39 protein-coding genes are annotated in these 22020 nt (G+C 32.7%); all 39 read right to left on the reverse strand.

The features are described 5' to 3' along the window. Nucleotides 1-304 precede the first annotated feature (304 nt). Nucleotides 305-991: an N-acetylmuramoyl-L-alanine amidase CwlD gene (gene cwlD / locus COL3_RS03090; RefSeq protein WP_008426641.1), complete on the reverse strand. Its 687-nt coding sequence runs from the start codon at nucleotides 989-991 to the stop codon at nucleotides 305-307. Between the two features lie 179 nt (nucleotides 992-1170). Continuing rightward, nucleotides 1171-1563 carry a 30S ribosomal protein S9 gene (gene rpsI / locus COL3_RS03095; RefSeq protein WP_008426638.1) on the reverse strand — a complete coding sequence of 131 codons (393 nt, stop codon included), beginning with the start codon at nucleotides 1561-1563 and terminating at the stop codon, nucleotides 1171-1173. 26 nt (nucleotides 1564-1589) lie between these two features. Then, a complete protein-coding gene (rplM, locus tag COL3_RS03100; RefSeq protein ID WP_008426634.1) occupies nucleotides 1590-2024 on the reverse strand; it encodes a 50S ribosomal protein L13 in 435 nt (144 codons plus the stop codon). 159 nt (nucleotides 2025-2183) lie between these two features. Then, the gene (truA, locus tag COL3_RS03105) at nucleotides 2184-2918 is read right to left on the reverse strand and encodes a tRNA pseudouridine(38-40) synthase TruA (RefSeq protein ID WP_008426633.1); all 735 of its coding nucleotides are present in this window, start codon (nucleotides 2916-2918) and stop codon (nucleotides 2184-2186) included. Nucleotides 2919-2934: 16 nt separating this feature from the next. Continuing rightward, entirely contained in the window at nucleotides 2935-3741 is an 807-nt protein-coding gene (locus COL3_RS03110) for an energy-coupling factor transporter transmembrane component T (RefSeq protein ID WP_008426631.1), read from the reverse strand. An 8-nt stretch (nucleotides 3742-3749) separates the two neighbouring features. Further along, a complete protein-coding gene (locus tag COL3_RS03115) occupies nucleotides 3750-4619 on the reverse strand; it encodes an energy-coupling factor transporter ATPase (RefSeq protein ID WP_008426630.1) in 870 nt (289 codons plus the stop codon). Next, on the reverse strand, nucleotides 4604-5455 hold the full coding sequence (locus tag COL3_RS03120) for an energy-coupling factor transporter ATPase (protein ID WP_008426629.1): 852 nt from the start codon (nucleotides 5453-5455) through the stop codon (nucleotides 4604-4606). The genes COL3_RS03115 and COL3_RS03120 overlap by 16 nt, the downstream gene beginning before the upstream one ends. A gap of 243 nt (nucleotides 5456-5698) precedes the next feature. Beyond that, complete coding sequence (rplQ, locus tag COL3_RS03125) at nucleotides 5699-6040, reverse strand: 50S ribosomal protein L17 (protein ID WP_008426628.1); 342 nt, start codon at nucleotides 6038-6040, stop codon at nucleotides 5699-5701. A gap of 12 nt (nucleotides 6041-6052) precedes the next feature. After that, nucleotides 6053-7000, reverse strand: a complete 948-nt coding sequence (locus tag COL3_RS03130) for a DNA-directed RNA polymerase subunit alpha (protein WP_008426627.1) — start codon at nucleotides 6998-7000, stop codon at nucleotides 6053-6055. A gap of 102 nt (nucleotides 7001-7102) precedes the next feature. Then, entirely contained in the window at nucleotides 7103-7723 is a 621-nt protein-coding gene (gene rpsD, locus COL3_RS03135; protein WP_008426626.1) for a 30S ribosomal protein S4, read from the reverse strand. A gap of 30 nt (nucleotides 7724-7753) precedes the next feature. Beyond that, nucleotides 7754-8149, reverse strand: a complete 396-nt coding sequence (gene rpsK, locus COL3_RS03140) for a 30S ribosomal protein S11 (protein WP_008426625.1) — start codon at nucleotides 8147-8149, stop codon at nucleotides 7754-7756. A gap of 15 nt (nucleotides 8150-8164) precedes the next feature. Then, nucleotides 8165-8533 (reverse strand): 30S ribosomal protein S13, encoded by a 369-nt coding sequence (gene rpsM / locus COL3_RS03145; RefSeq protein WP_008426624.1) that lies wholly within the window; start codon nucleotides 8531-8533, stop codon nucleotides 8165-8167. Nucleotides 8534-8740: 207 nt separating this feature from the next. Further along, nucleotides 8741-8854, reverse strand: a complete 114-nt coding sequence (gene rpmJ, locus COL3_RS03150) for a 50S ribosomal protein L36 (RefSeq protein WP_003156543.1) — start codon at nucleotides 8852-8854, stop codon at nucleotides 8741-8743. Between the two features lie 55 nt (nucleotides 8855-8909). After that, nucleotides 8910-9128, reverse strand: a complete 219-nt coding sequence (gene infA / locus COL3_RS03155) for a translation initiation factor IF-1 (protein ID WP_002582630.1) — start codon at nucleotides 9126-9128, stop codon at nucleotides 8910-8912. A gap of 7 nt (nucleotides 9129-9135) precedes the next feature. After that, nucleotides 9136-9417: a KOW domain-containing RNA-binding protein gene (locus tag COL3_RS03160; protein ID WP_008426613.1), complete on the reverse strand. Its 282-nt coding sequence runs from the start codon at nucleotides 9415-9417 to the stop codon at nucleotides 9136-9138. A gap of 87 nt (nucleotides 9418-9504) precedes the next feature. Next, nucleotides 9505-10254 (reverse strand): type I methionyl aminopeptidase, encoded by a 750-nt coding sequence (map, locus tag COL3_RS03165; protein WP_008426611.1) that lies wholly within the window; start codon nucleotides 10252-10254, stop codon nucleotides 9505-9507. Continuing rightward, the gene (locus COL3_RS03170; protein WP_008426610.1) at nucleotides 10254-10904 is read right to left on the reverse strand and encodes an adenylate kinase; all 651 of its coding nucleotides are present in this window, start codon (nucleotides 10902-10904) and stop codon (nucleotides 10254-10256) included. The genes map and COL3_RS03170 overlap by 1 nt, the downstream gene beginning before the upstream one ends. Before the next feature lie 25 nt (nucleotides 10905-10929). Then, on the reverse strand, nucleotides 10930-12231 hold the full coding sequence (gene secY / locus COL3_RS03175; protein ID WP_008426609.1) for a preprotein translocase subunit SecY: 1302 nt from the start codon (nucleotides 12229-12231) through the stop codon (nucleotides 10930-10932). A gap of 1 nt (nucleotide 12232) precedes the next feature. Beyond that, on the reverse strand, nucleotides 12233-12673 hold the full coding sequence (gene rplO, locus COL3_RS03180; protein WP_008426608.1) for a 50S ribosomal protein L15: 441 nt from the start codon (nucleotides 12671-12673) through the stop codon (nucleotides 12233-12235). A gap of 21 nt (nucleotides 12674-12694) precedes the next feature. Then, complete coding sequence (gene rpmD / locus COL3_RS03185) at nucleotides 12695-12874, reverse strand: 50S ribosomal protein L30 (RefSeq protein ID WP_008426606.1); 180 nt, start codon at nucleotides 12872-12874, stop codon at nucleotides 12695-12697. Nucleotides 12875-12885: 11 nt separating this feature from the next. Next, entirely contained in the window at nucleotides 12886-13383 is a 498-nt protein-coding gene (rpsE, locus tag COL3_RS03190) for a 30S ribosomal protein S5 (RefSeq protein ID WP_008426603.1), read from the reverse strand. A 19-nt stretch (nucleotides 13384-13402) separates the two neighbouring features. After that, nucleotides 13403-13762 carry a 50S ribosomal protein L18 gene (gene rplR, locus COL3_RS03195; RefSeq protein ID WP_008426601.1) on the reverse strand — a complete coding sequence of 120 codons (360 nt, stop codon included), beginning with the start codon at nucleotides 13760-13762 and terminating at the stop codon, nucleotides 13403-13405. Nucleotides 13763-13780: 18 nt separating this feature from the next. Beyond that, the gene (rplF, locus tag COL3_RS03200; protein ID WP_008426599.1) at nucleotides 13781-14323 is read right to left on the reverse strand and encodes a 50S ribosomal protein L6; all 543 of its coding nucleotides are present in this window, start codon (nucleotides 14321-14323) and stop codon (nucleotides 13781-13783) included. A 71-nt stretch (nucleotides 14324-14394) separates the two neighbouring features. Then, complete coding sequence (gene rpsH, locus COL3_RS03205; protein ID WP_008426597.1) at nucleotides 14395-14793, reverse strand: 30S ribosomal protein S8; 399 nt, start codon at nucleotides 14791-14793, stop codon at nucleotides 14395-14397. Nucleotides 14794-14825: 32 nt separating this feature from the next. Then, nucleotides 14826-15011, reverse strand: a complete 186-nt coding sequence (locus tag COL3_RS03210; RefSeq protein WP_008426595.1) for a type Z 30S ribosomal protein S14 — start codon at nucleotides 15009-15011, stop codon at nucleotides 14826-14828. A gap of 16 nt (nucleotides 15012-15027) precedes the next feature. Then, nucleotides 15028-15567, reverse strand: a complete 540-nt coding sequence (gene rplE, locus COL3_RS03215) for a 50S ribosomal protein L5 (RefSeq protein ID WP_008426593.1) — start codon at nucleotides 15565-15567, stop codon at nucleotides 15028-15030. A 22-nt stretch (nucleotides 15568-15589) separates the two neighbouring features. After that, the gene (gene rplX, locus COL3_RS03220; protein ID WP_008426590.1) at nucleotides 15590-15904 is read right to left on the reverse strand and encodes a 50S ribosomal protein L24; all 315 of its coding nucleotides are present in this window, start codon (nucleotides 15902-15904) and stop codon (nucleotides 15590-15592) included. A gap of 15 nt (nucleotides 15905-15919) precedes the next feature. Then, nucleotides 15920-16288, reverse strand: coding sequence for a 50S ribosomal protein L14 (gene rplN, locus COL3_RS03225; protein WP_008426586.1), 369 nt, complete (start codon nucleotides 16286-16288; stop codon nucleotides 15920-15922). Nucleotides 16289-16316: 28 nt separating this feature from the next. Next, complete coding sequence (rpsQ, locus tag COL3_RS03230) at nucleotides 16317-16571, reverse strand: 30S ribosomal protein S17 (protein WP_008426584.1); 255 nt, start codon at nucleotides 16569-16571, stop codon at nucleotides 16317-16319. Between the two features lie 23 nt (nucleotides 16572-16594). Next, nucleotides 16595-16807, reverse strand: coding sequence for a 50S ribosomal protein L29 (gene rpmC / locus COL3_RS03235; RefSeq protein WP_008426581.1), 213 nt, complete (start codon nucleotides 16805-16807; stop codon nucleotides 16595-16597). Then, nucleotides 16807-17241, reverse strand: a complete 435-nt coding sequence (rplP, locus tag COL3_RS03240; protein ID WP_008426579.1) for a 50S ribosomal protein L16 — start codon at nucleotides 17239-17241, stop codon at nucleotides 16807-16809. Before rplP ends, rpmC begins: the two co-directional genes overlap by 1 nt. Nucleotides 17242-17258: 17 nt before the next feature. After that, a complete protein-coding gene (rpsC, locus tag COL3_RS03245) occupies nucleotides 17259-17924 on the reverse strand; it encodes a 30S ribosomal protein S3 (protein ID WP_008426578.1) in 666 nt (221 codons plus the stop codon). 23 nt (nucleotides 17925-17947) lie between these two features. Further along, the gene (rplV, locus tag COL3_RS03250; protein WP_008426576.1) at nucleotides 17948-18283 is read right to left on the reverse strand and encodes a 50S ribosomal protein L22; all 336 of its coding nucleotides are present in this window, start codon (nucleotides 18281-18283) and stop codon (nucleotides 17948-17950) included. A 20-nt stretch (nucleotides 18284-18303) separates the two neighbouring features. Then, nucleotides 18304-18576 carry a 30S ribosomal protein S19 gene (gene rpsS / locus COL3_RS03255; protein ID WP_008426574.1) on the reverse strand — a complete coding sequence of 91 codons (273 nt, stop codon included), beginning with the start codon at nucleotides 18574-18576 and terminating at the stop codon, nucleotides 18304-18306. A 65-nt stretch (nucleotides 18577-18641) separates the two neighbouring features. Then, the gene (rplB, locus tag COL3_RS03260) at nucleotides 18642-19475 is read right to left on the reverse strand and encodes a 50S ribosomal protein L2 (RefSeq protein ID WP_008426572.1); all 834 of its coding nucleotides are present in this window, start codon (nucleotides 19473-19475) and stop codon (nucleotides 18642-18644) included. A 64-nt stretch (nucleotides 19476-19539) separates the two neighbouring features. Further along, a complete protein-coding gene (gene rplW, locus COL3_RS03265) occupies nucleotides 19540-19836 on the reverse strand; it encodes a 50S ribosomal protein L23 (protein ID WP_008426569.1) in 297 nt (98 codons plus the stop codon). Next, nucleotides 19836-20456 carry a 50S ribosomal protein L4 gene (gene rplD / locus COL3_RS03270; protein ID WP_008426567.1) on the reverse strand — a complete coding sequence of 207 codons (621 nt, stop codon included), beginning with the start codon at nucleotides 20454-20456 and terminating at the stop codon, nucleotides 19836-19838. Before rplD ends, rplW begins: the two co-directional genes overlap by 1 nt. A 26-nt stretch (nucleotides 20457-20482) precedes the next feature. Then, nucleotides 20483-21112, reverse strand: a complete 630-nt coding sequence (gene rplC / locus COL3_RS03275) for a 50S ribosomal protein L3 (RefSeq protein ID WP_008426565.1) — start codon at nucleotides 21110-21112, stop codon at nucleotides 20483-20485. 75 nt (nucleotides 21113-21187) lie between these two features. After that, the gene (rpsJ, locus tag COL3_RS03280) at nucleotides 21188-21496 is read right to left on the reverse strand and encodes a 30S ribosomal protein S10 (RefSeq protein WP_008426564.1); all 309 of its coding nucleotides are present in this window, start codon (nucleotides 21494-21496) and stop codon (nucleotides 21188-21190) included. Nucleotides 21497-22020 lie beyond the last annotated feature (524 nt).

The following is a 22020-nucleotide window of genomic DNA, read 5'->3' on the forward strand; positions in this document are numbered from 1 at the left end:
CTTATATTTTCACTTATATATTTATCTTTATATAATAAATAATTTAGAGTGCAGAATAATTAAATATTTTAACTACAGATTTTCATATTTATAACTCTTCACTACTATATTTAAATTAGATGAATTATTTTGTAAAGGGGTTCAACTATGAGTAATAATATCAAAGATTTAAATAGATTTTTAACTATAATAATTTATTCTTTAGTAATAATTTTAATATGTTTAATTCTATATAACTTATTTTTACTTATGAATAAAACTTATTCTTCAAATAAATCACCTAGAAACAGTATAAACGTAGGGACTATTTCTGTAGAATCAAAGAACTAGTCGATTTATCTTCAAAGTATTTATTAACTCCACTTGTTATTCCTTCTACTATTTTATTTTGATGCTCATCGCTTTTTAATCTTTGTTCTTCTTCATAGTTAGATAGAAAGCCACACTCTACAAGCACACAAGCTCCTTCATACCCATCTCTTAGTATTTTGTATTGATCTTTAGCAGCTTTAGGAATTCTTTTGTTATTGTCATTTACTGTTTCTTTTAATGAAGCTTGAATATTCTCTGCTAAAACTTTGCTATCATCATTAGATGCATACCAAACTTGAGCCCCAAAACAACTTGCTTGCGGAAACATATTTTGATGTATGGAAATAAATATATCACACTTGGTGTCCTTTTTCATTTTACATCTAGCACTTAGATCCTTTCCTTTCCTAGAGTCTAACTCAGAATCTTCTTCTCTTGTCATATAAACAGTATAACCTGAATTTTCAAGCTGTTTTTTTAATTTTGTAGATATTGTTAGATTAATATCTTTTTCTATTGTCCCATTTTTAGATTTTGCTCCTCCATCAATACCTCCGTGACCTGGATCTATTAATATAATCTTTTGAGTTTTATTTTCATCACAACTTGCTTTTATTGGTAATCCAAAAATTAAACAAGAGATACATAATAATATTATAACTCCTTTGATTTTCTTCATTAATTGTTCCTCCAATCTTTTTGAATTCTACAGATATTGTTTGCTATACTATCTTAATTATTCAAATTCATTAGTAATAATTTTTATCTGCTTTTGAAGGTCTTCTTATTTGTGGCTAATTTTTATAAAAAAAATTCCACAAACATAAAGTTTGTGGAATTTGCATACTCCAATAAATATTATCTCTTTGAGAATTGTGGAGCTCTTCTTGCTGCTTTAAGACCGTATTTCTTTCTTTCCTTCATTCTTGGATCTCTTGTTAAGAATCCAGCCTTCTTTAATTCTGGCTTTAAAGCTTCATCAGATTTAACTAGTGCTCTAGCTATACCGTGTCTGATAGCTCCTGCTTGCCCTGTAAATCCACCACCGTGAACATTTACTAGAACATCAAATCTATCCTTAGTTCCAGTTAAAACTAATGGTTGGTTTACGATAACTCTCAATGTTTCTAAACCAAAAAAGTTTTCTATTTCTCTTTTATTTACAAGAACCTTACCACTTCCTGGTACAAGTCTTACTCTTGCAACTGATTTTTTTCTTCTTCCAGTTCCCATGTATTGAACTTTTGCCATTTCTTATTCCTCCTCCCGAGATCGTATTAGTATCTTAATTCTAGTACTTCTGGTTTTTGAGCTGCATGATTATGTTCAGCACCTCTATATACGTTTAATTTCTTTAACATTTGTCTTCCTAATACACCATTTGGAAGCATTCTTCTTACAGCTTCTTCAAAAGCGAATTCAGGTTTCTTATCTAATACTACTCTATATGGAGTTTCTTTTAATCCGCCTGGGTAAAGACTATGTTTTCTCATTAATTTTTGATCTAACTTCTTACCAGTTAAAACTACTTTTTCTGCATTAATTACTATTACGAAGTCTCCGCAGTCAACGTTAGGTGTAAATGTTGGTTTATTTTTACCTCTTAAAATTGAAGCAACTTGGCTAGCAACTCTACCTAGTGGCTTACCAGCAGCATCAACAACATACCATTTTTTTTCAATTTCACTTGCTTTAGCAATGTATGATTTCATCTGTTTCCCTCCCTGAACTTACAATAATTATTTACTTAATTTAAAGTAAAACTTTTTATGTCAAGACCCGGGGCTAGTGGATCTTATATACATAAATTATTTAACAAACAAACCCTATTATAATACACGCATACGGGCGTGTCAACATTTTTTTGCCATTTAATAAAAAACTTTTTCTAGTATTAATCCATTTGGAGGAACACACATACCTGCACGTTTTCTATTGCCTTCTACTATTATATTTTCTATATCTTCAGGCGCTAATTTACCACTTCCAACTTTTATTAAAGTTCCTACTATTATTCTTACCATATTATACAAAAAACCATCTGCAGTTATAAATATTTTTATTTTATCACCCTTTTGCTCTATATAAAGCTCCGTAACATTTCGTACTGTTGTTTTTATCGAGCTTCCTGGAGACATAAATGCTCTAAAATCATGAATACCAATAAAATATTGACACGCTTTTCCCATCTCATGAATATTTAAATTATATTTATAATGATATAAATATTGATGCCCTAGAGATAATCTTTCATATCTATTAACAATAGTATATGAGTATGTTTTACCTTTTGAAGAATATCTAGCATGAAAGTCCTCGCTAACTTCTTCTGATTTAATTATAGATACATCTTTAGGTAATTTTGTATTAATGGCTTCCCTAAACTTATCTCCTGGTATTGTACTACTAGTAAAAAAGTTTGCAACCATTTCTCTTGCATGAACGCCTGCATCAGTTCTAGAGCTTCCATTGATTAAAATTTCTTCTCCAGTGATCTTCGATATTGCATCTTCTATTGTTTTCTGAACAGTTCTTCCTTTAGGCTGCCTCTGCCATCCACAAAAATTACTTCCATCAAATTCAATTATTAATTTTATATTTCTCATTTATATCCTCTTGATTTTAAACTACTATAAATCTAACAGCTATGCACCATAAAAATAAAAGAACAAATACAATAAAGGCTACTATGTCCCTATGTGAAAATCTGAGTATTTTCATTCTTGTTCGTCCAGATCCACCTCTATATCCCCTGGCTTCCATTGCCATAGCCAATTCGTCAGCTCTTCTAAATGAACTAATAAATAGAGGTACTAATAGTGGTACTAAGCTTTTAGCTTTCTTTATAATTCCTCCTGACTCAAAGTCAGCTCCTCTAGCCTTTTGGGCTTTCATTATTTTATCTGTTTCATCTATCAATGTAGGAATAAATCTTAACGCTATTGTCATCATCATGGCAAGCTCATGGGCTACCTCTTTCCCTATTGGCTTTAGTAATTTCTCAATGCCATCAGTCAATTCAATAGGAGATGTAGTTAACGTCAGCAAAGAAGTCCCTATTATTAATAATATTAATCTGATAGCCATAAAAGCTGCAATACTCAACCCCTCAGGGTACGCTTTTAAAAAACCTATTTTAAAAACCTCTGTTCCTTCTGTACCTGTAACCATAAATATATTTAAGATGGCTGTAAAAGCTACAAGAAAAAAGACTGGCTTCAATCCGTTAAAAATAAATCTGAATGGAATTTTTGCTGTTAAAATTATAGCTAGTAAAAATGCAACAATAACCGTATATCCAATAAATTTATTTATAATAAACAGACATGCAATAAAAAATATTGATATAAGAATTTTCGTTCTAGGATCTAATTTATGAATAAAGGACTCTCCCGGTAAATATTGTCCTATTGTAATATTCTTTAACATAGCTTCGTCTATTCCCCCTTTACCTTATTTGCCTTTAAAATAGACAAAAGTTCCTTCTTGGCTTCTTCAATTGTAAATACATTATCTGATATATTAAAGCCCTTTTTCCTTAATTCCCTAACTAAATATGTTACCTGTGGAACACCAAGACCTATCTTTTCTAATAAATCAGCTTCTTTAAACACCTCTGCCGGAGTTCCTTGCAATGCCACTTTTCCATCATTCATTACAATGATTCTTTCTGCAATTTTTGCAACATCCTCCATACTATGACTAACTATAACTACTGTCATATTATAATCCTTATGTAATTTACTAATTTGCTCTAATATATCGTCTCTACCTTTAGGGTCTAATCCAGCTGTAGGTTCATCCAATATTAATGTTGTAGGCTGCATAGCTACAACCCCTGCAATTGCAACTCTTCTCTTTTGTCCGCCACTTAAGTCAAATGGTGATTTATCTTTATAAGTTTCATAATCTAATCCAACCATTTCCATAGACTTAATTACTCTACTTTGAATTTCTTCATCAGAAAGGCCTAAATTCCTAGGACCAAATTCAATATCCTTAGCTATAGTTTCTTCAAATAGTTGATATTCTGGATATTGAAATACTAATCCAACTTTTTTTCTTATATCTGTTAACTTAGTCTTTTTATTAGTAATGTCTACTCCGTCAACAATTATTTTTCCACTTGTTGCTTCCAATAGTCCATTAAAATGCTGAATTAATGTTGATTTGCCTGATCCAGTATGTCCTATTAAAGCTATAAATTCCCCGTCTTCTATACTTAAAGACACGTTATCTAATGCGATTTTTTCAAATGGACTTTTCGGCATATACACATGTGTTAAATTTTCTATTTTAATTGACATAACTCATTCACCATCTCATCTACATTTAATATTTTTCCATTTATGTTTATTCCAGCTCTTTTTAATTCATAAGCTAATTCGGTAACTTGGGGAACATCTAGTCCTATCTTTTTCATATGTTCTACTTGAGGAAAGATTTCTCTTGGTGCACCTTCCATCTTAACACTTCCCCCATCCATTACTATAATTCTATCAGCCTGAGCTGCTTCATCCATATAATGTGTTATCAATACTATAGTAATACCATGTTTTTTATTAAGGTCTTTTATTGTTTTTAATACTTCTTTTCTTCCGGAAGGATCCAGCATAGCTGTTGGCTCATCAAATATTATACATTGAGGTTGTATTGCTAGTATTCCAGCTATAGCAATTCTCTGCTTCTGTCCTCCTGATAAAAGATGCGGTGCATGTCTTTTATACTTAGCCATTCCCACTTTTTCTAAGCTATCATCTACTCTTTTTCGTATTTCTGAAGGCTCAATTCCTAAGTTTTCCGGTCCAAAGGCCACATCTTCTTCAACTATTGTCGCAACCAGTTGATTATCAGGATTTTGAAATACCATACCGGCCCTTGATCTAATATTCCATACATTTTCTGGATTGCTAGTATCAAGTTTATCAACTATTACTGTACCTTGAGAAGGGATCAATAAAGCATTCATATGTTTAGCTATTGTTGATTTACCCGATCCATTATGCCCTAATATAACTAAAAATTCTCCTTTTTTTACTCCTAAATTAACACCTTTAACTGCATATTTTTCTTCCTTAATTCCTTCTGATTCCCTTATATATTTAAAAGATACATCCGTGCATTTTATCATTTCATCACTCATAGTATAACCTCCATGACGTTTTATTGTTAATATATTATACAAATGTTTTTCGATACAATTAATGAATTTACTTATTAAATTATATACCATAAACTAGATTATACCTAGAGTGTTATATAAATTTGAATAAATCCATTATTTCCACTCAAAAACCTAAAACTTCTCTATAATATATTAATTAATCATATTCTAATTTTTTATGTTAAAATGGGGATTAAGTTTAAACTTAATCCCCAATTAGTATTATACTAATTCAAGTATTACTATCTCAGCTCCGTCCCCTCTTCTAGGACCTTTTTTTATCATTCTTGTATATCCGCCATTTCTTTCAGTATACTTTGGAGCCACATTATCAAATAAATTCTTAACAACTAATTCTTCTTGAACATAAGATAATACTTGTCTTCTAGCATGAAGATCTCCTCTTTTTCCAAGAGTAATCATTTTTTCAGCTATAGATCTAGTTTCTTTAGCTCTTGTTTCAGTTGTCTCAATTTTACCATGTTTTAATAGACTAGTAACAAGATTTCTTAGCATAGCTTTTCTTTGGTCTGTAGGAAGACCTAGTTTACGATGACCTGCCATGGATTTACCTCCTTACTCCTCGGTTAGTTTTAGGGCTAAACCTAATTCTTTAAGCTTTCTTTCAACTTCTTCTAAAGATTTCTTTCCTAGATTCCTTACCTTCATCATATCATCCATAGACTTTGTGGCAAGTTCTTGTACTGTATTAATTCCGGCTCTCTTTAAGCAGTTATATGATCTAACTGATAAATCAAGTTCTTCTACAGTCATTTCTAGGACTTTTTCTTTTTTATCGTCTTCTTTTTCAATCATTATTTCAACGTCATTAGTATTATCAGTTAATGACATAAATAATTTAAAATGCTCGATAAGTATCTTTGCTGATAAACTAATAGCTTCATCTATTTTTATAGTACCATTAGTCCAAATTTCTAAAGTTAATTTATCATAATCAGTAATTTGACCAACTCTTGTGTTATCAACAGTAAAATTAACTCTTTTTACTGGTGTATAAATAGAATCAACTGCTATAGCTGAAATAGGTAGTTCATCACTCTTATTTTTATTTTGAGTAACATATCCTCTTCCTTTATTAACTGTCAATTCCATATAAAGTCTTCCATCGCTATCTAAAGTTGCAATATGTAAATTCTTATTAACAACTTCAACATCACCATCAGTCTTTATATCTGCTCCAGTAACTTCACCTGGTCCTTTAGCATCAATATAAATAACTTTTGGACCTTCACCATTCATTCTTAGAGCTAATGATTTAATATTAAGAATTAATTCAGTAACATCTTCTTTAACCCCTTGAACAGTAGAAAACTCATGAAGCACTCCATCAATCTTGACAGAAGTTGTTGCAACTCCTGGAAGAGATGATAATAGTATTCTTCTTAGAGCATTTCCTAATGTTATACCATATCCTCTTTCAAGTGGCTCAACAACGTACTTACCATAAGTACCATCTTCATTAGCTTCTATACATTCTATTATTGGCTTTTCGATTTCTAACATTGACAAACCCTCCTTATTTTAAAAATGGCAACCTTATTATGAGGGCAACTGATTCTATATTTGCATATAATGTGATAAATTTCTCTAACAAATATAAATATATTATTTACTATATAACTCAACAATAAGTGTTTCGTTAACAGGCACATCTATATCTTCTCTTGATGGCTCTGCAACTACTTTTCCTTCATAGTTATCAACGTTTGCTTCTAACCACTTTGGTAAAGTTTTTGGATTTTCAACAAAAGTCTTAAATTTTTCACTTGCTCTGCTTTTCTCAGATACAGTGATCACATCATTAACTGAAACATGATATGAACAAATGTCAACTTTCTTACCATTTACTAAGAAATGTCCATGAGTTACTAATTGTCTTGCTTCATTTCTTGATGAACCATAACCTAATCTATAAACTATGTTATCAAGTCTCATTTCTAGTAATTTAAGTAAGTTTTCACCTGTTATGCCTTTAAGATGCTCAGCTCTTTCATAATATGTTCTAAATTGGCCTTCTAATATGCCATAAATTCTTCTTGCTTTTTGCTTTTCTCTTAATTGAACACCATAGTTTGATTGCTTCTTTTTATTAGCTCCATGTTGTCCTGGTGCATAGCTTCTTCTAACAAAAGCACATTTATCTGTAAAACATCTATCACCTTTAAGGAAAAGTTTCATACCTTCTCTTCTACATAATCTACATGTAGCGCCAGTATATCTTGCCATTAAATTACACCTCCTATTACTACGGTTATATTAGACTCTTCTTCTCTTTGGTGGTCTACAACCATTATGTGGTATTGGAGTAACATCTTTTATTAAAGTTACTTCTAGTCCTGCTGCTTGTAAGGATCTTATAGCTGCTTCTCTTCCTGAACCAGGTCCTTTAACATAAACTTCTATACTTTTTAAGCCATGTTCCATTGCTACTTTAGCTGCAGTTTCTGCTGCCATTTGAGCTGCAAATGGTGTGCTCTTTCTTGATCCTCTAAAGCCTAATGCTCCTGCACTTGACCATGATAAAGCATTTCCCACTGCATCTGTTAAAGTAACTATTGAATTATTAAAAGTTGACTTAATGTGTGCAGCACCATGCTCAACATTTTTTCTTTCTTTTTTTCTTCTAGTCTTTTTAACTGCTTTAGCTGCCATTATCTTCCCTCCTTACTATTTCTTCTTATTTGCTATTGTCTTCTTAGGACCTTTTCTAGTTCTAGCATTAGTCTTAGTTTTTTGTCCTCTTACTGGAAGACCTCTTCTATGTCTAATTCCTCTGTATGATCCTATTTCTACTAATCTCTTAATATTTAAAGCGACATCTCTTCTTAAGTCACCTTCAACCATTAAATTCTTGTTGATATAAGTTCTGATTTCATTAACTTCATCTTCTGATAAATCCTTAACTCTTGTATCTGGATTAATTCCTGTTACAGCTAAGATTTTTTGTGAAGTAGATAATCCTATTCCATATATATAAGTTAAACCTATTTCAACTCTTTTTTCTCTTGGTAGATCAATACCTGATATTCTTGCCATTAAAATTTACACCTCCTGATAATTGAAATGTATAAAAGTTGATTTTATATTTATAATAAAATTTTAGGTCAATAAAAAATTTCTATTGCCAGCCGCCCTAAAATTTATTTCTGATTAATTAAACGACTATATAATCATATTTGACTTTTGCTGAAATGTCAATATTATTTACATTTATTTTAATGTAAATAATATTGTAACTTGACATTAGCCTTGCTTTTGCTTGTGCTTAGGATTTTCACAGATTACCATTACTTTTCCTTTTCTTCTGATTACTTTGCACTTTTCACAAATAGGCTTAACTGATGGTCTTACTTTCATAGCTAACCCTCCTCATATTACTTTTGTAGTAGATTAAATGTTAGTTAGATCTACTTTATTTTGCTCTCCATGTAATTCTACCTCTAGTTAAATCATAAGGTGAAAGTTCTACTGTAACTTTATCCCCTGGTAAAATTCTTATGAAGTTCATTCTTAACTTACCTGATATGTGTGCTAAAATCTTATGACCACTTTCAAGCTCAACTTGAAACATAGCATTTGGTAAAGATTCTAGGACCGTACCTTGCATTTCTATAACATCATCTTTTGACATAAGGTAATCAACCCTCCTTAACAATGCCTCTAAGCTTTAGGAATCTCTTAATCTTTAAATCAGTACTCTTATCGCATGATTGTATTGATGATAATAATTCTTCATCTATATCTTCTAAAATACTTAAGTGTTTAATCTTCTTCTTCTTAGGCATATTAATTAATTTTGTATTTCCATTAGCTAGTAATACATAATTATTATCTATCTGCCTAACAACAACATATAAGTGATCTTTATCTCTTCCTGCTTTCGAAAGTACTACTTTTCCAATCAAGTCATTGTTTTGCAAATTTTTCACCTCTATGATTACCTTAGTATAAATTAACACTACCACAACGGTATTATGCAAATTTATAACTAAGCAACACTCTTTTTTCTACTTAATCAGTGTTAATATTTCAGGCCCATCTGATAAAATTGCAACTGTATTTTCATAATGCGCTGACAAAGAAGCATCTGCTGTTACAACTGTCCATCCATCTTTTAGTGTTTTTACCTTGTAAGTACCTGCATTAACCATAGGTTCAATTGCTAATACCATACCTTCAACTAATTTTGGACCTCTACCAGACTTTCCGAAATTAGGTACATTAGGATCTTCGTGAACCTTTCGACCAATCCCATGCCCTACAAAATCTCTTACAACTGAGAAACCTGCTGCTTCTACGTAGCTTTGTATCCCATGTGATATATCAGTTAATTTATTTCCTTCTCTGGCAAACTTTATACCATGAAAAAAACTTTCTCTTGTTATATCAATTAATTTTTGAGCTTCTACTGAAATATTTCCAACCGGAAAGGTCCTTGCAGCATCACCGTGAAATCCATCATAAAATGCTCCACAATCGATACTAACTATATCCCCTTCTTTAAGAACGTATTCTCCTGGAAATCCATGTATTACTTGCTCATTTACTGAAATACATAGTGACGAAGGAAAACCATATAAGCCTTTAAATGAAGGTTTTGCTCCATGCTTAGTTATAAATTCTTCTGCTATTCTATCCAAATTTGCAGTTGTTATCCCGGGTTTTACCTCTTTTTCAAGCAATAGCAATGTTTCTCCTAATATTCTACCTGCTTTTCTCATTATGGCTATTTCATCATGATTCTTTATGATAATCATTATTCATTGTTCCCCAACATTTCACATATCCCTCTGAAAACTTCATTAATAGCTTTTGTGCCATCTACTTCTGAAAGCAACTGTTTTTCACTATAAAACTCAATTAGTGGTTGTGTTTCTCGTTGGTATACATCAAGTCTTTCCTTAACAGTCTCAACTGTATCATCTTTCCTTTGTATAACTTCACTTCCGCACAAATCACACTTTCCTTCATTAGTTGGAGGATTAAATTTTATATGATAACTAGCTCCACATGATGGACACACTCTTCTACCAGTCATTCTCTCTAAGATAAATTCGTTAGGTACTTTTATTAATAACGCAGTATCTAATTGTTCGCCTCTCTCCGTAAGAAAACTGTTAAGAGCCTCAGCTTGAGCCACAGTTCTAGGAAATCCATCTAACAAATATCCAGTGTTACAATCATCCTGTTGTAACCTATCCTTAACCATATTTATAGTTACCTCATCAGGAACTAGCTGTCCGTTATCTATATAACCTTTTGCTTCTATTCCTAAAGGAGTGTTTTCAGAAATGTTCTTTCTAAAAATATCTCCTGTAGAAATATGTGGTATTGAATATTTATTACTGATTGATTTAGCCTGTGTTCCCTTTCCAGCTCCAGGAGGACCTAGCAATACTATCTTCACTAGCTTCATCTCCATCTATTCTAATCTATTTAAGGAATCCTTTATAGTGCCTTACTACCATTTGTGATTCTACTTTTCTTGTAAAATCTAATGCAACATTTATAACAATTAATAATCCTGTTCCTGAAAAAGCTATATTTTGGAATTGTGTATAATTTTGTATCAATACTGGAGTAACGGCTAAAATAGCGGCTAATATTCCTCCAATGAAAGCTAATCTGCTAAGAACTCTTTCAAAATATACAGTAGTTTCTTCTCCTGGCCTTACACCTGGCACAAAACCTGCTGATTTATGCAAATTCTCGGACATCTCATCTGGCTTAAAAGTAATCTGCATATAAAACCAATTAAAGAATATTGTGAGTATTGCATATAGTACTACATACATCCAACTTTTTTGATTAAATACAGATGTAGGATTACTTAATATCCATTTTGCCCACTCTTTTTGACTTTCACCAATTCCACCAAATAACGTAGCAATTGTCTTCGGAAAATCCATTACTGACATAGAAAATATAATAGCAAGAACAGCTGATCCAATTATACTCAATGGAATATGCGTTGCTGATTGCGCCTTAACCATATTACTATTACCAGAAGCAAATTTACCAGCATATTGCACAGGTATTCTTCTTTCTGATAAAGAGAAATATAATATAGTAGCAAGTAACAATACAATAAACACTCCGAACAATACAATTTCTATAATGCTTGCACTTCCTGCTTGTTGAAGTGTCATCATTGAAGCTATTGTTGTTGGAACTCTTGAAATTATATTAACAAATATCAATACTGATGTTCCATTTCCTATACCTTTAACTGTAAGTTGATCTCCCAACCACATACAGAATGTTGTTCCAACCACTAATGCAAAAACTACAATAACCTTTTGAATTGAATTTAATCCAACTGTTGCACCACTGCTTGAAATTGTTGCATAAATTCCGTAAGCTAATATGAATGCAATCCCAAGGGATACGTAACGAGTTGCATTTTGTATTTTTTTTCTACCAGTGTCTCCTTCTTTCGAAAGTTGTTCTAGTTGAGGTATTGCAACAGTTAATAATTGAATTATAATTGATGCATTAATATACGGCATTACTCCTAATGCTAAAATACTAGATCTGCTAAACGCACCTCCAGAAAGCATGTCGTAAAATCCTAATAGTCCTCCTGATTGAGATAATTTGCTCAAATAATCAGAGTTAATTCCAGGAAGAGGAACATGACTTCCCATCCTGAAAACTGCAACTAGTAATATCGTCCACAAAATCCTTTTTCTAATCTCAGGAACTTTGAATGCATTACGTAGAGTTTGAAGCACTTTACATCACCTCAACTTTTCCCCCAGCTGCCTCAATCTTTTCTATAGCAGACTTAGAGAACTTACATCCTTTAACCGTTAAGCTTTTATCTAATGTTCCGTTTCCAAGAATTTTTACTCCATCTAATACTTTACTTACTACTCTTCTTTCAAGTAATACTTCTGGAGTAATTTCTGTACCATTTTCAAAGATATTTAATCTGTCAAGATTTATGCTAACATACTTCTTTGCAAAAATGTTTGTAAACCCTCTCTTAGGAAGTCTTCTATATAAAGGCATTTGACCTCCTTCAAAACCAGGTCTTACACCACCGCCTGATCTTGCATTTTGACCTTTTTCACCTTTACCAGCATTTCTTCCTAAGCCAGAACCAGTACCTCTACCAATTCTTTTAGGTGCTTTTTTGCTACCTTCTGCTGGTTTTAATTCGTGAAGTTTCATATTCAGTGCACCTCCTTATTTTTATACTTCTTCAACTTTTAATAGATATTCAATCTTTTTTATCATACCTTGTACTTGAGGTGTTGCCTCAGGTTCTACTGTTTTTCCTATTTTTTTAAGTCCAAGAGCATTTGCAGTAGCGATATGGTCCTTTTTTCTACCTATTAAGCTCTTTACTAATGTAACTCTTAATTTAGCCATTGCAATACCTCCTAACCTAATATTTCTTCTACAGATTTGCCTCTTAATCTAGCAATATCCTCTGCTGTTCTTAAACTAGCTAATCCGTTTATTGTAGCATTTACCATGTTGTTAGGATTGTTTGAACCTAATGATTTAGCTCTAACATCCTTTAATCCTGCTAATTCAAGTACAGCTCTTGCTGGACCTCCAGCGATAACTCCTGTACCTTCTTTAGCTGGCATAATTAAAACATTTGCTGTTCCAAATTTACCATTAACTTGGTGAGGAATTGTAGTTCCTACCATTGCAACACTTACTAAGTTTTTCTTAGCGTCTTCTATTCCTTTTTTAATTGCTTCTGGGATTTCGATTGACTTACCCATTCCAACACCAACGTGTCCGTTTTCGTCTCCGACAACAACTAGAGCGCTGAATCTGAAGTTTCTACCACCCTTAACAACCTTAGTAACCCTGTTTATAAAAACAACCTTTTCTTTAAGGTCTAGTGTACTAGGATCGATTCTCATTTATTTCCCTCCTTGTATATTAGAATTTCAAGCCTGCTTCTCTAGCTGCTTGTGCTAATTCTTGAATTCTTCCGTGATATATGTATCCGCCTCTATCAAATACCACTGCATCAATTCCTTTTTCTATAGCTCTTTTAGCAATAACTTCTCCAACTAGTTTAGCGCCTTCTTTATTTCCACCTTTAGCAGCGAAGTCTTTATCTAAACTTGAAGCAGCTACTAGTGTAACTCCGTTTATATCATCAATAACTTGTGCATAAATATTCTTTTCACTCTTAAAAACTGAAAGTCTTGGTCTTTCCGCAGTACCAAAAACTTTTTTACGAACTCTAAGGTGACGTTTTTCTCTACTTGCTTTTTTGTCTACCTTCTTGAACATAAAACTCACTCCTTTCTATTATTTCTTACCAGTCTTACCTTCTTTACGTCTGATCACTTCATTATCATATTTAATACCTTTACCCTTATATGGTTCTGGTACTCTCCACTTTCTGATATCTGCTGCAGCAAATCCAACTTTTTCCTTATCGATTCCGCTTACTACTACTTTAGTTGCAGCTGGAGTTTCAAATGTGATTCCGTCAATAGGTTCAATTTCAACTGGATGTGAATATCCAAGGTTCATTACAAGTTTCTTTCCTTGTAATTGAGCTCTATAACCAACACCAACTAAATCTAATGTTTTTTGGTAGCCTTGTTTTACTCCAATTACCATGTTATTAATTAATGCTCTTGTTAAACCGTGAAGAGCTCTGTGATCTTTTTGTTCACTATGTCTAGTAACAATTACTTCATTGTTTTCAACTGCTATACTAATATCATTATGCATAGCTTTAACTAGTTCGCCTTTTGGTCCCTTAACTGTAACAACGTTGTCTGGTGTTACAGTAACAGTTACATCAGAAGGGATAGCTATTGGTAATCTACCTACTCTTGACATAATTGCACCTCCTATATTATTTTAAAATTGCATTTTCCCACAATTTTATTTAGTCTAATTTATCTGAAATCTTACCAAACGTAGCAGATTACTTCTCCACCTAAACCGTTCTTTCTAGCTTCTCTATCTACCATTATTCCATTTGAAGTTGAAACAACAGCAATACCTAATCCATTAAGAACCTTTGGTACTTCATCTTTTTTACAATATACTCTTAATCCTGGTTTAGAAATTCTCTTAATACCAGTTATAACTCTTTCTTTATTTGCTCCATACTTAAGAGATAATCTTAACATTGGAACAACTCCGTCGTTATATTCATTAATTTCTTTTATATAACCCTCTTGTAATAATATATTTGCAATTTCCTTCTTTACGTTAGAAGAAGGTACCTCTACCACTTCATGTCTTACAGCATTAGCATTTCTTACACGAGTTAATAAATCTGCTATAGGATCTGTCATAACCATTTAATGTGCCTCCTTTCGTTACATCATATATACTACCAACTTGCTTTTCTACAACCTGGAATTTCGCCCTTATAAGCAAGTTCTCTAAAACAAATACGGCATACTCCATATTTTCTTAGTACAGCATGTGGTCTTCCACATATTCTGCATCTTGTATAAGCTTGAGTTTTAAATTTAGGAGTTTTGCTCCACTTTTCAATAATAGCCTTACGTGCCAATGTGTTTCCCTCCTTATTATTGAGCGAATGGCATTCCAAGGAATCTTAATAATTCCCTAGCTTCTTCGTCAGTGTTAGCTGTAGTAACGAAGATTATATCCATTCCTCTAACTTTATCTATCTTATCATATTCTATTTCTGGGAATATTAGTTGTTCTTTGATTCCTAATGAATAGTTTCCTCTACCATCAAAAGCCTTACTAGAAACTCCTCTGAAATCTCTAACTCTTGGTAATGCAATACTCATTAGCTTATCTGCAAATTCAAACATATTAGCTTTTCTTAGAGTAACTTTGCATCCTAAAGGCATATTTTCTCTAATTTTAAAGTTAGCTACAGATTTTTTTGCTCTTGTTAATACAGGCTTTTGACCTGCAATTAAAGTTAGATCGTTAACTGCTGATTCTAGAACTTTTTGGTTCTCTTTAGCTTCTCCAACTCCCATGTTTATAACAATTTTCTCTAGCTTAGGAACTTCCATTACATTTTTGTATCCGAACTTTTCAATCATAGCTGGAATTACTTCTTTTTGATATTTTTCTTGAAGTCTTGTCATATTAGTTACCTCCTTTCAAAGTTTAGAATGTTTCTCCACACTTCTTACATTTTCTAACTTTAGTGCCGTCAGCTAAAATCTCATTTTGGATTCTAGTTGCATTCTTACATTTGTTACAATATAACATAACTTTTGAGCTGCTGATTGCTGCTTCTTTTTCAATTATAGCGCTTTCAACTTGACCCTTATTAGCCTTTTGATGTTTCTTTACTATATTAACTCCTTGAACAAGAACTTTTCCTGTCTTTGGATATGCTCTTAACACTTCTCCAGTCTTGCCTTTATCTTTTCCTGATATAACAATAACTGTATCATTCTTTCTTACATGTATCTTCAAGTTGGCCACCTCCTCTTATAGAACTTCTGGTGCTAATGATAAAATTTTAGTAAATTCTTTATCTCTTAGCTCCCTAGCAACAGGTCCAAAGATACGAGTTCCTCTTGGTTGTTTATCGTCTTTAATTATAACTGCTGCGTTTTCGTCAAATTTAATGTATGAACCATCTGTTCTTCTTACGCCTCTTACTGATCTAACTACAACTGCCTTTACAACATCACCTTTTTTAACAACTCCACCTGGTGTTGCACTTTTAACGCTAGCTACTATAACATCACCGATATTACCAAACTTTCTTTTAGATCCGCCTAAGACTCTGATACACATAATTTCCTTTGCACCTGAATTATCTGCAACCTTTAATAAGGTTTGTTGTTGTATCATTAAATTACCCTCCTTTCAGTTTTAAAGCTTATTTTGCTTTTTCAACTATTTCAACAAGTCTCCATCTCTTATCTTTAGATAAAGGTCTAGTTTCCATTATTGAAACTCTATCATTAATTTTAGCTTCATTATTTTCATCATGTACTTTAAACTTTGTAGTTCTATTAACTGTCTTTCCATATAATGGATGTCTAACTTTAGTTTCAACAGCTACTACAATAGTCTTTTCCATTTTATCAGAAACAACCCTACCAATTCTTTTCTTTCTTAATGCTCTTTCCATTAGGGCTTACCTCCTTCCAACTTTTATTGTTCCAATGCTTTTAATTCTTCTTCTCTTAAGATGGTTTTTATTTGGGCTATAGACTTCTTAACTTCTCTTATTCTCATTGGATTTTCTAATTGTCCTGTAGCTAATTGAAATCTTAAATTAAATAATTCCGCTTTAAGATCACCCAATTTTACTGCTAAATCTTGAGGATTGCTTGATTTCAATTCTTTTAATTCTCTAGCCTTCATTATTCTTCACCACCCATTTCCTCAAAATCTCTTTTTGAAACAAATTTTGTTTTTACAGGAAGTTTATGTGAAGCAAGTCTCATTGCTTCTCTTGCAGTTTCTTCTGGTACTCCTGATAACTCAAATAGTACTCTGCCCGGCTTAACTACTGCAACCCAATATTCTGGTGATCCTTTACCTGAACCCATTCTTGTTTCAGCTGGTTTTTCTGTAACTGGCTTATCTGGGAAAATCTTTATCCAAAGTTTTCCACCTCTTTTAATGTATCTATTGATAGCAATTCTGGCAGATTCAATTTGATTACTTGTAATCCATCCACAAGTTAGCGCTTGGATTCCGTAATCTCCATAAGCTAAGAAATTACCTCTTGTTGCCTTACCTTTCATTCTACCACGTTGCACCTTACGATGTTTTACCCTTTTAGGCATTAACATGATCTATTCCTCCTTTCCTATGCGTTAGCCTCTTCCTTTTCTACTTTCTTAGTTGGAAGAACTTCTCCATTATAAACCCAAACCTTAACTCCGATTTTTCCATATGTTGTATCTGCTTCAGCAAATCCATAGTCAATGTCAGCTCTTAATGTTTGTAGTGGAATTGTTCCTTCATGATAGTGTTCAGTTCTTGCTATTTCAGCTCCACCCAATCTACCAGAACATGCAGTTTTTACACCTTTTATTCCATGCTTCATAGCTCTTTGCATTGTTTGCTTCATAGCTCTTCTGAATGAAATTCTTTTTTCTAATTGTGCAGCAATATTTTCAGCCATTAATTGAGCATCAGCTTCTGCACTTTTAACTTCAACTATATTTATTAAGATATTCTTACCTTCAACAAATTGAGTTAAGCTATTCTTTAATGTTTCAATTCCTGCTCCACCTTTTCCTATGATAACACCTGGTTTAGCAGTGTGTATGTTTAATTTAACTCTCTTAGCAGCTCTTTCAATTTCAACTTTAGAAATACCTGCTGCAAAAAGTTCTTTTTTAACAAATTTTCTAATCTTGTTATCTTCTACAAGATTGTCAGCAAAATTTTTCTTATTAGCATACCATTTTGCATCCCATCCTTTGATAACTCCTACCCTAAGGCCATGAGGATTTACTTTTTGACCCACTTGCTTTTCCCTCCTTTTATCTATTAAGCTCTTTCTTTAACAACTACTGTTATGTTACTTGTTTTCTTCAAGATTTTGAACGCTCTACCTTGAGCATGAGGTTGGAATCTCTTTAATGTTGATCCTTGACCAACAAAACACTCTGAAACGTATAAGTTATCAGCGTTTAATTCCAAATTATTTTCTGCGTTAGCAACTGCTGATTTTAAAACTTTATTTATCACTACTGCTGCTTCTCTTGGAGTATATTGTAAAATAGCAAAAGCTTCATTAACTTGTTTTCCTCTTATTAAATCAAGAATCACTCCTACTTTTGTTGGAGACATTCTAACATATTTTGCTATAGCTCTAGCTTCCATTTATGATCCTCCTTTCCAGGCTATCTTTTTGATGTTTTATCGTCATGACCTTTATAAGTTCTAGTTAATACAAATTCACCTAACTTATGGCCAACCATATCTTCTGATATATATACTGGTACGTGCTTTCTTCCATCATGAACAGCAATTGTGTGACCTATGAATTGTGGAAAGATTGTTGAACTTCTTGACCAAGTTTTTATAACCTTTTTATCTCCGTTGCTATTCATTTCTTCTATCTTCTTAAAAAGTCCTTCATGAACAAAAGGCGCTTTCTTTGTTGATCTACTCACTAATATGCCTCCCTTCCTAAACACTAAGCCCTAAGCTTTGAAGAGAACTTACTATTCTCCTCAAACTACTTAGCTCTTCTATCTTTAACAATGAATTTATCTGAATATTTCTTAGTCTTTCTAGTTTTGTATCCAAGTGCTGGTTTACCCCATGGTGTCACTGGACTTGGTCTACCAACTGGAGATTTACCTTCACCACCACCGTGAGGGTGATCATTAGGGTTCATTACAGATCCTCTAACTGTTGGTCTCCATCCCATATGTCTCTTTCTACCTGCTTTACCGATATTAACGATATCGTTTGTTGCATTTGAAAGTGTTCCAATTGTAGCTCTACATTCGATTCTTACATATCTCATTTCACCTGATGGTAATCTTAGAGTTGCATAATCTCCTTCTTTAGCCATTAATTGAGCTGATCCACCTGCTGCTCTAACTAATTGACCACCTTTACCTCTTTGTAGTTCTACATTATGAATGAATGTACCTACTGGTATATTCTTTAATGGAAGAGCATTACCTGGTTTAATATCAGCATTAACTCCTGATTCAACTATATCACCAACATTTAATCCTGCTGGTGCAAGGATATATCTCTTTTCTCCATCAGTATATACAACAAGTGCAATATATGCTGATCTGTTTGGATCATATTCTATAGTTGCAACCTTTGCTGGAACTTCATCTTTATTTCTTTTGAAATCTATTATTCTGTATTTTCTTTTAACACCGCCACCACGATGTCTAACAGTAATTTTACCTTGAGCATTTCTACCTGCTTTACTCTTTAATGCAACAAGAAGTGACTTTTCTGGTTCTTGTGAAGTTATTTCTTCAAAAGTTGGCATAGTCATTTGTCTTCTCGCTGGAGTAATAGGGTTAAACTTTTTAACTGCCATTTAAAATTCCCTCCTTCTTCAAGCTTCTCTGGCGCTTATCACCAATAATGGCTTTATTGTACTATTATTGCATTCCTTCGAAGAATTCAATTCCATTGCTTTCTTCAGTTAATGTAACAATAGCTTTTTTATAATCTGGTCTCTTACCTACATGTACGCCCATTCTTTTAGTTTTACCTAAACCGTTTATTGTGTTAACAGATTCAACCTTAACGTTGAATACTTCTTCCACAGCTCTCTTTATTTGAGATTTGTTAGCATCAACATGAACTATGAAAGTGTACCTTTTTTCGGCCATAGACGCCATACTTTTTTCAGTTATGATAGGCTTTCTTATTATATCATGGCTTGTTAATTTCATTATGCGTACACCTCCTCAATTTTTGATACAGCATCTTTTGTTATGATTAATTTTTCATACTTTAATAAATCATATACATTGATGTTATTTGCAGGAATAACACTTATTCCTTGAATGTTTCTTGCTGATTTATAAACAACTTCATTTGATTCTGCTGTTATAATTAATGCTTTATTAGCTTCTAAAGCTTTTAACATTTCTACTATGTTCTTAGTTTTTGGTGCTTCGAAATTTAATGAATCAAGAACTATCATTTGATTATCTTGAACTTTGCTTGTTAAAGCAGATTTCATAGCAACCTTTCTCATACTCTTTGGAACAGAAACTCTATAGTCTCTTGGCTTTGGTGCGAATACAATACCACCTTTGATCCATTGTGGTGATCTGATAGAACCTTGTCTTGCTCTTCCAGTACCCTTTTGTCTCCAAGGCTTAATTCCGCCTCCTCTAACTTCAGATCTAGTTTTAGTTGATTGAGTTCCTTGTCTCTTGTTAGCTAATAATGCTACTACTACTTGATGTAATGCATATTCGTTAATTTCCGCTGCAAATACGCTTTCATTTAACTCCATATCTGCAACTTTATTTCCTTCTTTATTAAATACTCCTACTGTAGGCATTCTACTTCCTCCTTTCTTCAAAGAAATTAAGCTCTAACTGTATTTTTAATTACTACTGTACCTTTATTAGGTCCTGGGATTCCACCCTTAATTAGTATTAAATTCTTCTCAGCTATTACTTTAACAACTTCTAAATTAAGCACTGTTGTATTAACAGATCCCATATGTCCTGGCATTCTCTTATTCTTGAATGTTCTTGATGGATCTGATGAAGCTCCCATTGAACCTGGTGCTCTATGGAACTTAGAACCATGAGTCATAGGCCCTCTTTGTTGATTCCATCTCTTGATAGCTCCTTGGAAACCCTTTCCCTTAGATACTGCAGATACATCAACTTTTTCACCTGCTTCAAATACATCAGCTTTTATTTCGCTACCAACTTCATATTGATTAATATCGTCAAGTCTAAATTCTTTAAGAGTTCTTCTTAAAGTAGCTCCAGCTTTAGCAAAGTGACCTTTTCTTGGTTTGTTAGCTAATTTTTCTCTTATTTCATCAAAACCAACTTGTATTGCTTCATAACCATCATTTTCTAATGTTTTCTTTTGAACAACAACACATGGGCCAGCTTCTACTACAGTTACAGGAATCACCTTACCTTTTTCATCAAAGATTTGTGTCATCCCAATTTTCTTACCAATTATAGCTTTTTTCATGTATTTACACCTCCCAAACTAATTAGCGGACTGTCAACAATCATAACTAGCCGTTTTTTTATATTATTTCCAGTATTATAGTTTGATTTCTATATCAACACCTGCTGGAAGATTTAATCTCATTAATGCATCAACAGTTTTAGGTGATGGATTAACAATATCGATTAATCTCTTATGAGTTCTTATCTCAAATTGTTCTCTTGAATCTTTGTACTTATGAACTGCTCTTAATATTGTAACAACATCTTTTTCAGTTGGTAGAGGTACTGGACCTACAACCTTAGCACCTGTTGTTTTTGCAGTTTCAACAATTTTTTCAGCTGATTGATCTAATATTGTGTGATCAAAAGCCTTTAATCTAATTCTTATTTTTTGCTTTGACATTTCATTTCCCTCCTTTTTATGTACGTTTTACTTCTAACGCACAACAGCGATTGTTCTGTAAACTGTTCCAGGTGTTTCGCAACACTCCAACAACTTACCTAATCCCTGCCGTCGGATTCTAGATCCAAACTTACTCATCAAGAATTACCCGGAAGTCCGGCAACCTCTTGAATCTTCGCTGTATGCTATGCAACTTCTTCATTATACTATTGTTATATTGTCTTTTCAAGCTTTTTTTTACATTTTCTTAACTTTTTTTATACAATATTTTATCGATCATTTCTTCCATTTATTTCAAAGATTGTTTTTATATTAATTATTTTTTATATGTCGGCTATACTTATGAGAATTATTTATTTATAGATTATTATATATTTAACTATAAACTAAATCTATTATTTTTCATAAAATAAAAGCAAGGAATAATTCCCTTGCTTTTATTTATTAAAATTCAAATAATAATTTGAATTATTCTACTATGCTAGTAACAACTCCAGAACCTACAGTTCTTCCACCTTCTCTGA

This window comes from Clostridium sp. LS (genome assembly GCF_002760435.1).
Taxonomy (GTDB): domain Bacteria; phylum Bacillota; class Clostridia; order Clostridiales; family Clostridiaceae; genus Clostridium.

Excerpts from the sequence above, each read along its gene's own strand:
- rpsJ (WP_008426564.1), bottom strand. The coding sequence starts at position 21,496 with ATGTCAAAGCAAAAAATAAGAATTAGATTAAAGGCTTTTGATCACACA.
- rpsH (WP_008426597.1), bottom strand. The coding sequence starts at position 14,793 with ATGGTTATGACAGATCCTATAGCAGATTTATTAACTCGTGTAAGAAAT.
- COL3_RS03130 (WP_008426627.1), bottom strand. The coding sequence starts at position 7,000 with ATGTTAGAAATCGAAAAGCCAATAATAGAATGTATAGAAGCTAATGAA.
- rplE (WP_008426593.1), bottom strand. The coding sequence starts at position 15,567 with ATGACAAGACTTCAAGAAAAATATCAAAAAGAAGTAATTCCAGCTATG.
- rplN (WP_008426586.1), bottom strand. The coding sequence starts at position 16,288 with ATGATACAACAACAAACCTTATTAAAGGTTGCAGATAATTCAGGTGCA.
- truA (WP_008426633.1), bottom strand. The coding sequence starts at position 2,918 with ATGAGAAATATAAAATTAATAATTGAATTTGATGGAAGTAATTTTTGT.
- rplD (WP_008426567.1), bottom strand. The coding sequence starts at position 20,456 with ATGCCTACAGTAGGAGTATTTAATAAAGAAGGAAATAAAGTTGCAGAT.
- COL3_RS03115 (WP_008426630.1), bottom strand. The coding sequence starts at position 4,619 with ATGTCAATTAAAATAGAAAATTTAACACATGTGTATATGCCGAAAAGT.
- rplM (WP_008426634.1), bottom strand. The coding sequence starts at position 2,024 with ATGAAATCATACATTGCTAAAGCAAGTGAAATTGAAAAAAAATGGTAT.
- rpmJ (WP_003156543.1), bottom strand. The coding sequence starts at position 8,854 with ATGAAAGTAAGACCATCAGTTAAGCCTATTTGTGAAAAGTGCAAAGTA.
- rpsE (WP_008426603.1), bottom strand. The coding sequence starts at position 13,383 with ATGAGAATCGATCCTAGTACACTAGACCTTAAAGAAAAGGTTGTTTTT.
- rplO (WP_008426608.1), bottom strand. The coding sequence starts at position 12,673 with ATGAAACTTCACGAATTAAAACCAGCAGAAGGTAGCAAAAAAGCACCT.
- rplP (WP_008426579.1), bottom strand. The coding sequence starts at position 17,241 with ATGTTAATGCCTAAAAGGGTAAAACATCGTAAGGTGCAACGTGGTAGA.
- rplB (WP_008426572.1), bottom strand. The coding sequence starts at position 19,475 with ATGGCAGTTAAAAAGTTTAACCCTATTACTCCAGCGAGAAGACAAATG.
- rpsI (WP_008426638.1), bottom strand. The coding sequence starts at position 1,563 with ATGGCAAAAGTTCAATACATGGGAACTGGAAGAAGAAAAAAATCAGTT.
- rplW (WP_008426569.1), bottom strand. The coding sequence starts at position 19,836 with ATGAAATTAACAAGCCATGATATAATAAGAAAGCCTATCATAACTGAA.
- rpsQ (WP_008426584.1), bottom strand. The coding sequence starts at position 16,571 with ATGGAAAGAGCATTAAGAAAGAAAAGAATTGGTAGGGTTGTTTCTGAT.
- rplV (WP_008426576.1), bottom strand. The coding sequence starts at position 18,283 with ATGGAAGCTAGAGCTATAGCAAAATATGTTAGAATGTCTCCAACAAAA.
- cwlD (WP_008426641.1), bottom strand. The coding sequence starts at position 991 with ATGAAGAAAATCAAAGGAGTTATAATATTATTATGTATCTCTTGTTTA.
- rpmD (WP_008426606.1), bottom strand. The coding sequence starts at position 12,874 with ATGGCTAAATTAAGAGTTACATTAGTAAAGAGCTTAATAGGTAGAAAA.
- rpsK (WP_008426625.1), bottom strand. The coding sequence starts at position 8,149 with ATGGCAGCTAAAGCAGTTAAAAAGACTAGAAGAAAAAAAGAAAGAAAA.
- infA (WP_002582630.1), bottom strand. The coding sequence starts at position 9,128 with ATGTCAAAAGATGATGTTATAGAAATGCAAGGTACGGTCCTAGAATCT.
- rpsD (WP_008426626.1), bottom strand. The coding sequence starts at position 7,723 with ATGGCAAGATATACTGGCGCTACATGTAGATTATGTAGAAGAGAAGGT.
- rplF (WP_008426599.1), bottom strand. The coding sequence starts at position 14,323 with ATGTCAAGAGTAGGTAGATTACCAATAGCTATCCCTTCTGATGTAACT.
- rplR (WP_008426601.1), bottom strand. The coding sequence starts at position 13,762 with ATGTTCAAGAAGGTAGACAAAAAAGCAAGTAGAGAAAAACGTCACCTT.
- rplC (WP_008426565.1), bottom strand. The coding sequence starts at position 21,112 with ATGAAAAAAGCTATAATTGGTAAGAAAATTGGGATGACACAAATCTTT.
- rpmC (WP_008426581.1), bottom strand. The coding sequence starts at position 16,807 with ATGAAGGCTAGAGAATTAAAAGAATTGAAATCAAGCAATCCTCAAGAT.
- rplQ (WP_008426628.1), bottom strand. The coding sequence starts at position 6,040 with ATGGCAGGTCATCGTAAACTAGGTCTTCCTACAGACCAAAGAAAAGCT.
- COL3_RS03120 (WP_008426629.1), bottom strand. The coding sequence starts at position 5,455 with ATGAGTGATGAAATGATAAAATGCACGGATGTATCTTTTAAATATATA.
- rpsM (WP_008426624.1), bottom strand. The coding sequence starts at position 8,533 with ATGGCAAGAATATCAGGTATTGATCTACCAAGAGAAAAAAGAGTTGAA.
- map (WP_008426611.1), bottom strand. The coding sequence starts at position 10,254 with ATGATTATCATAAAGAATCATGATGAAATAGCCATAATGAGAAAAGCA.
- COL3_RS03110 (WP_008426631.1), bottom strand. The coding sequence starts at position 3,741 with ATGTTAAAGAATATTACAATAGGACAATATTTACCGGGAGAGTCCTTT.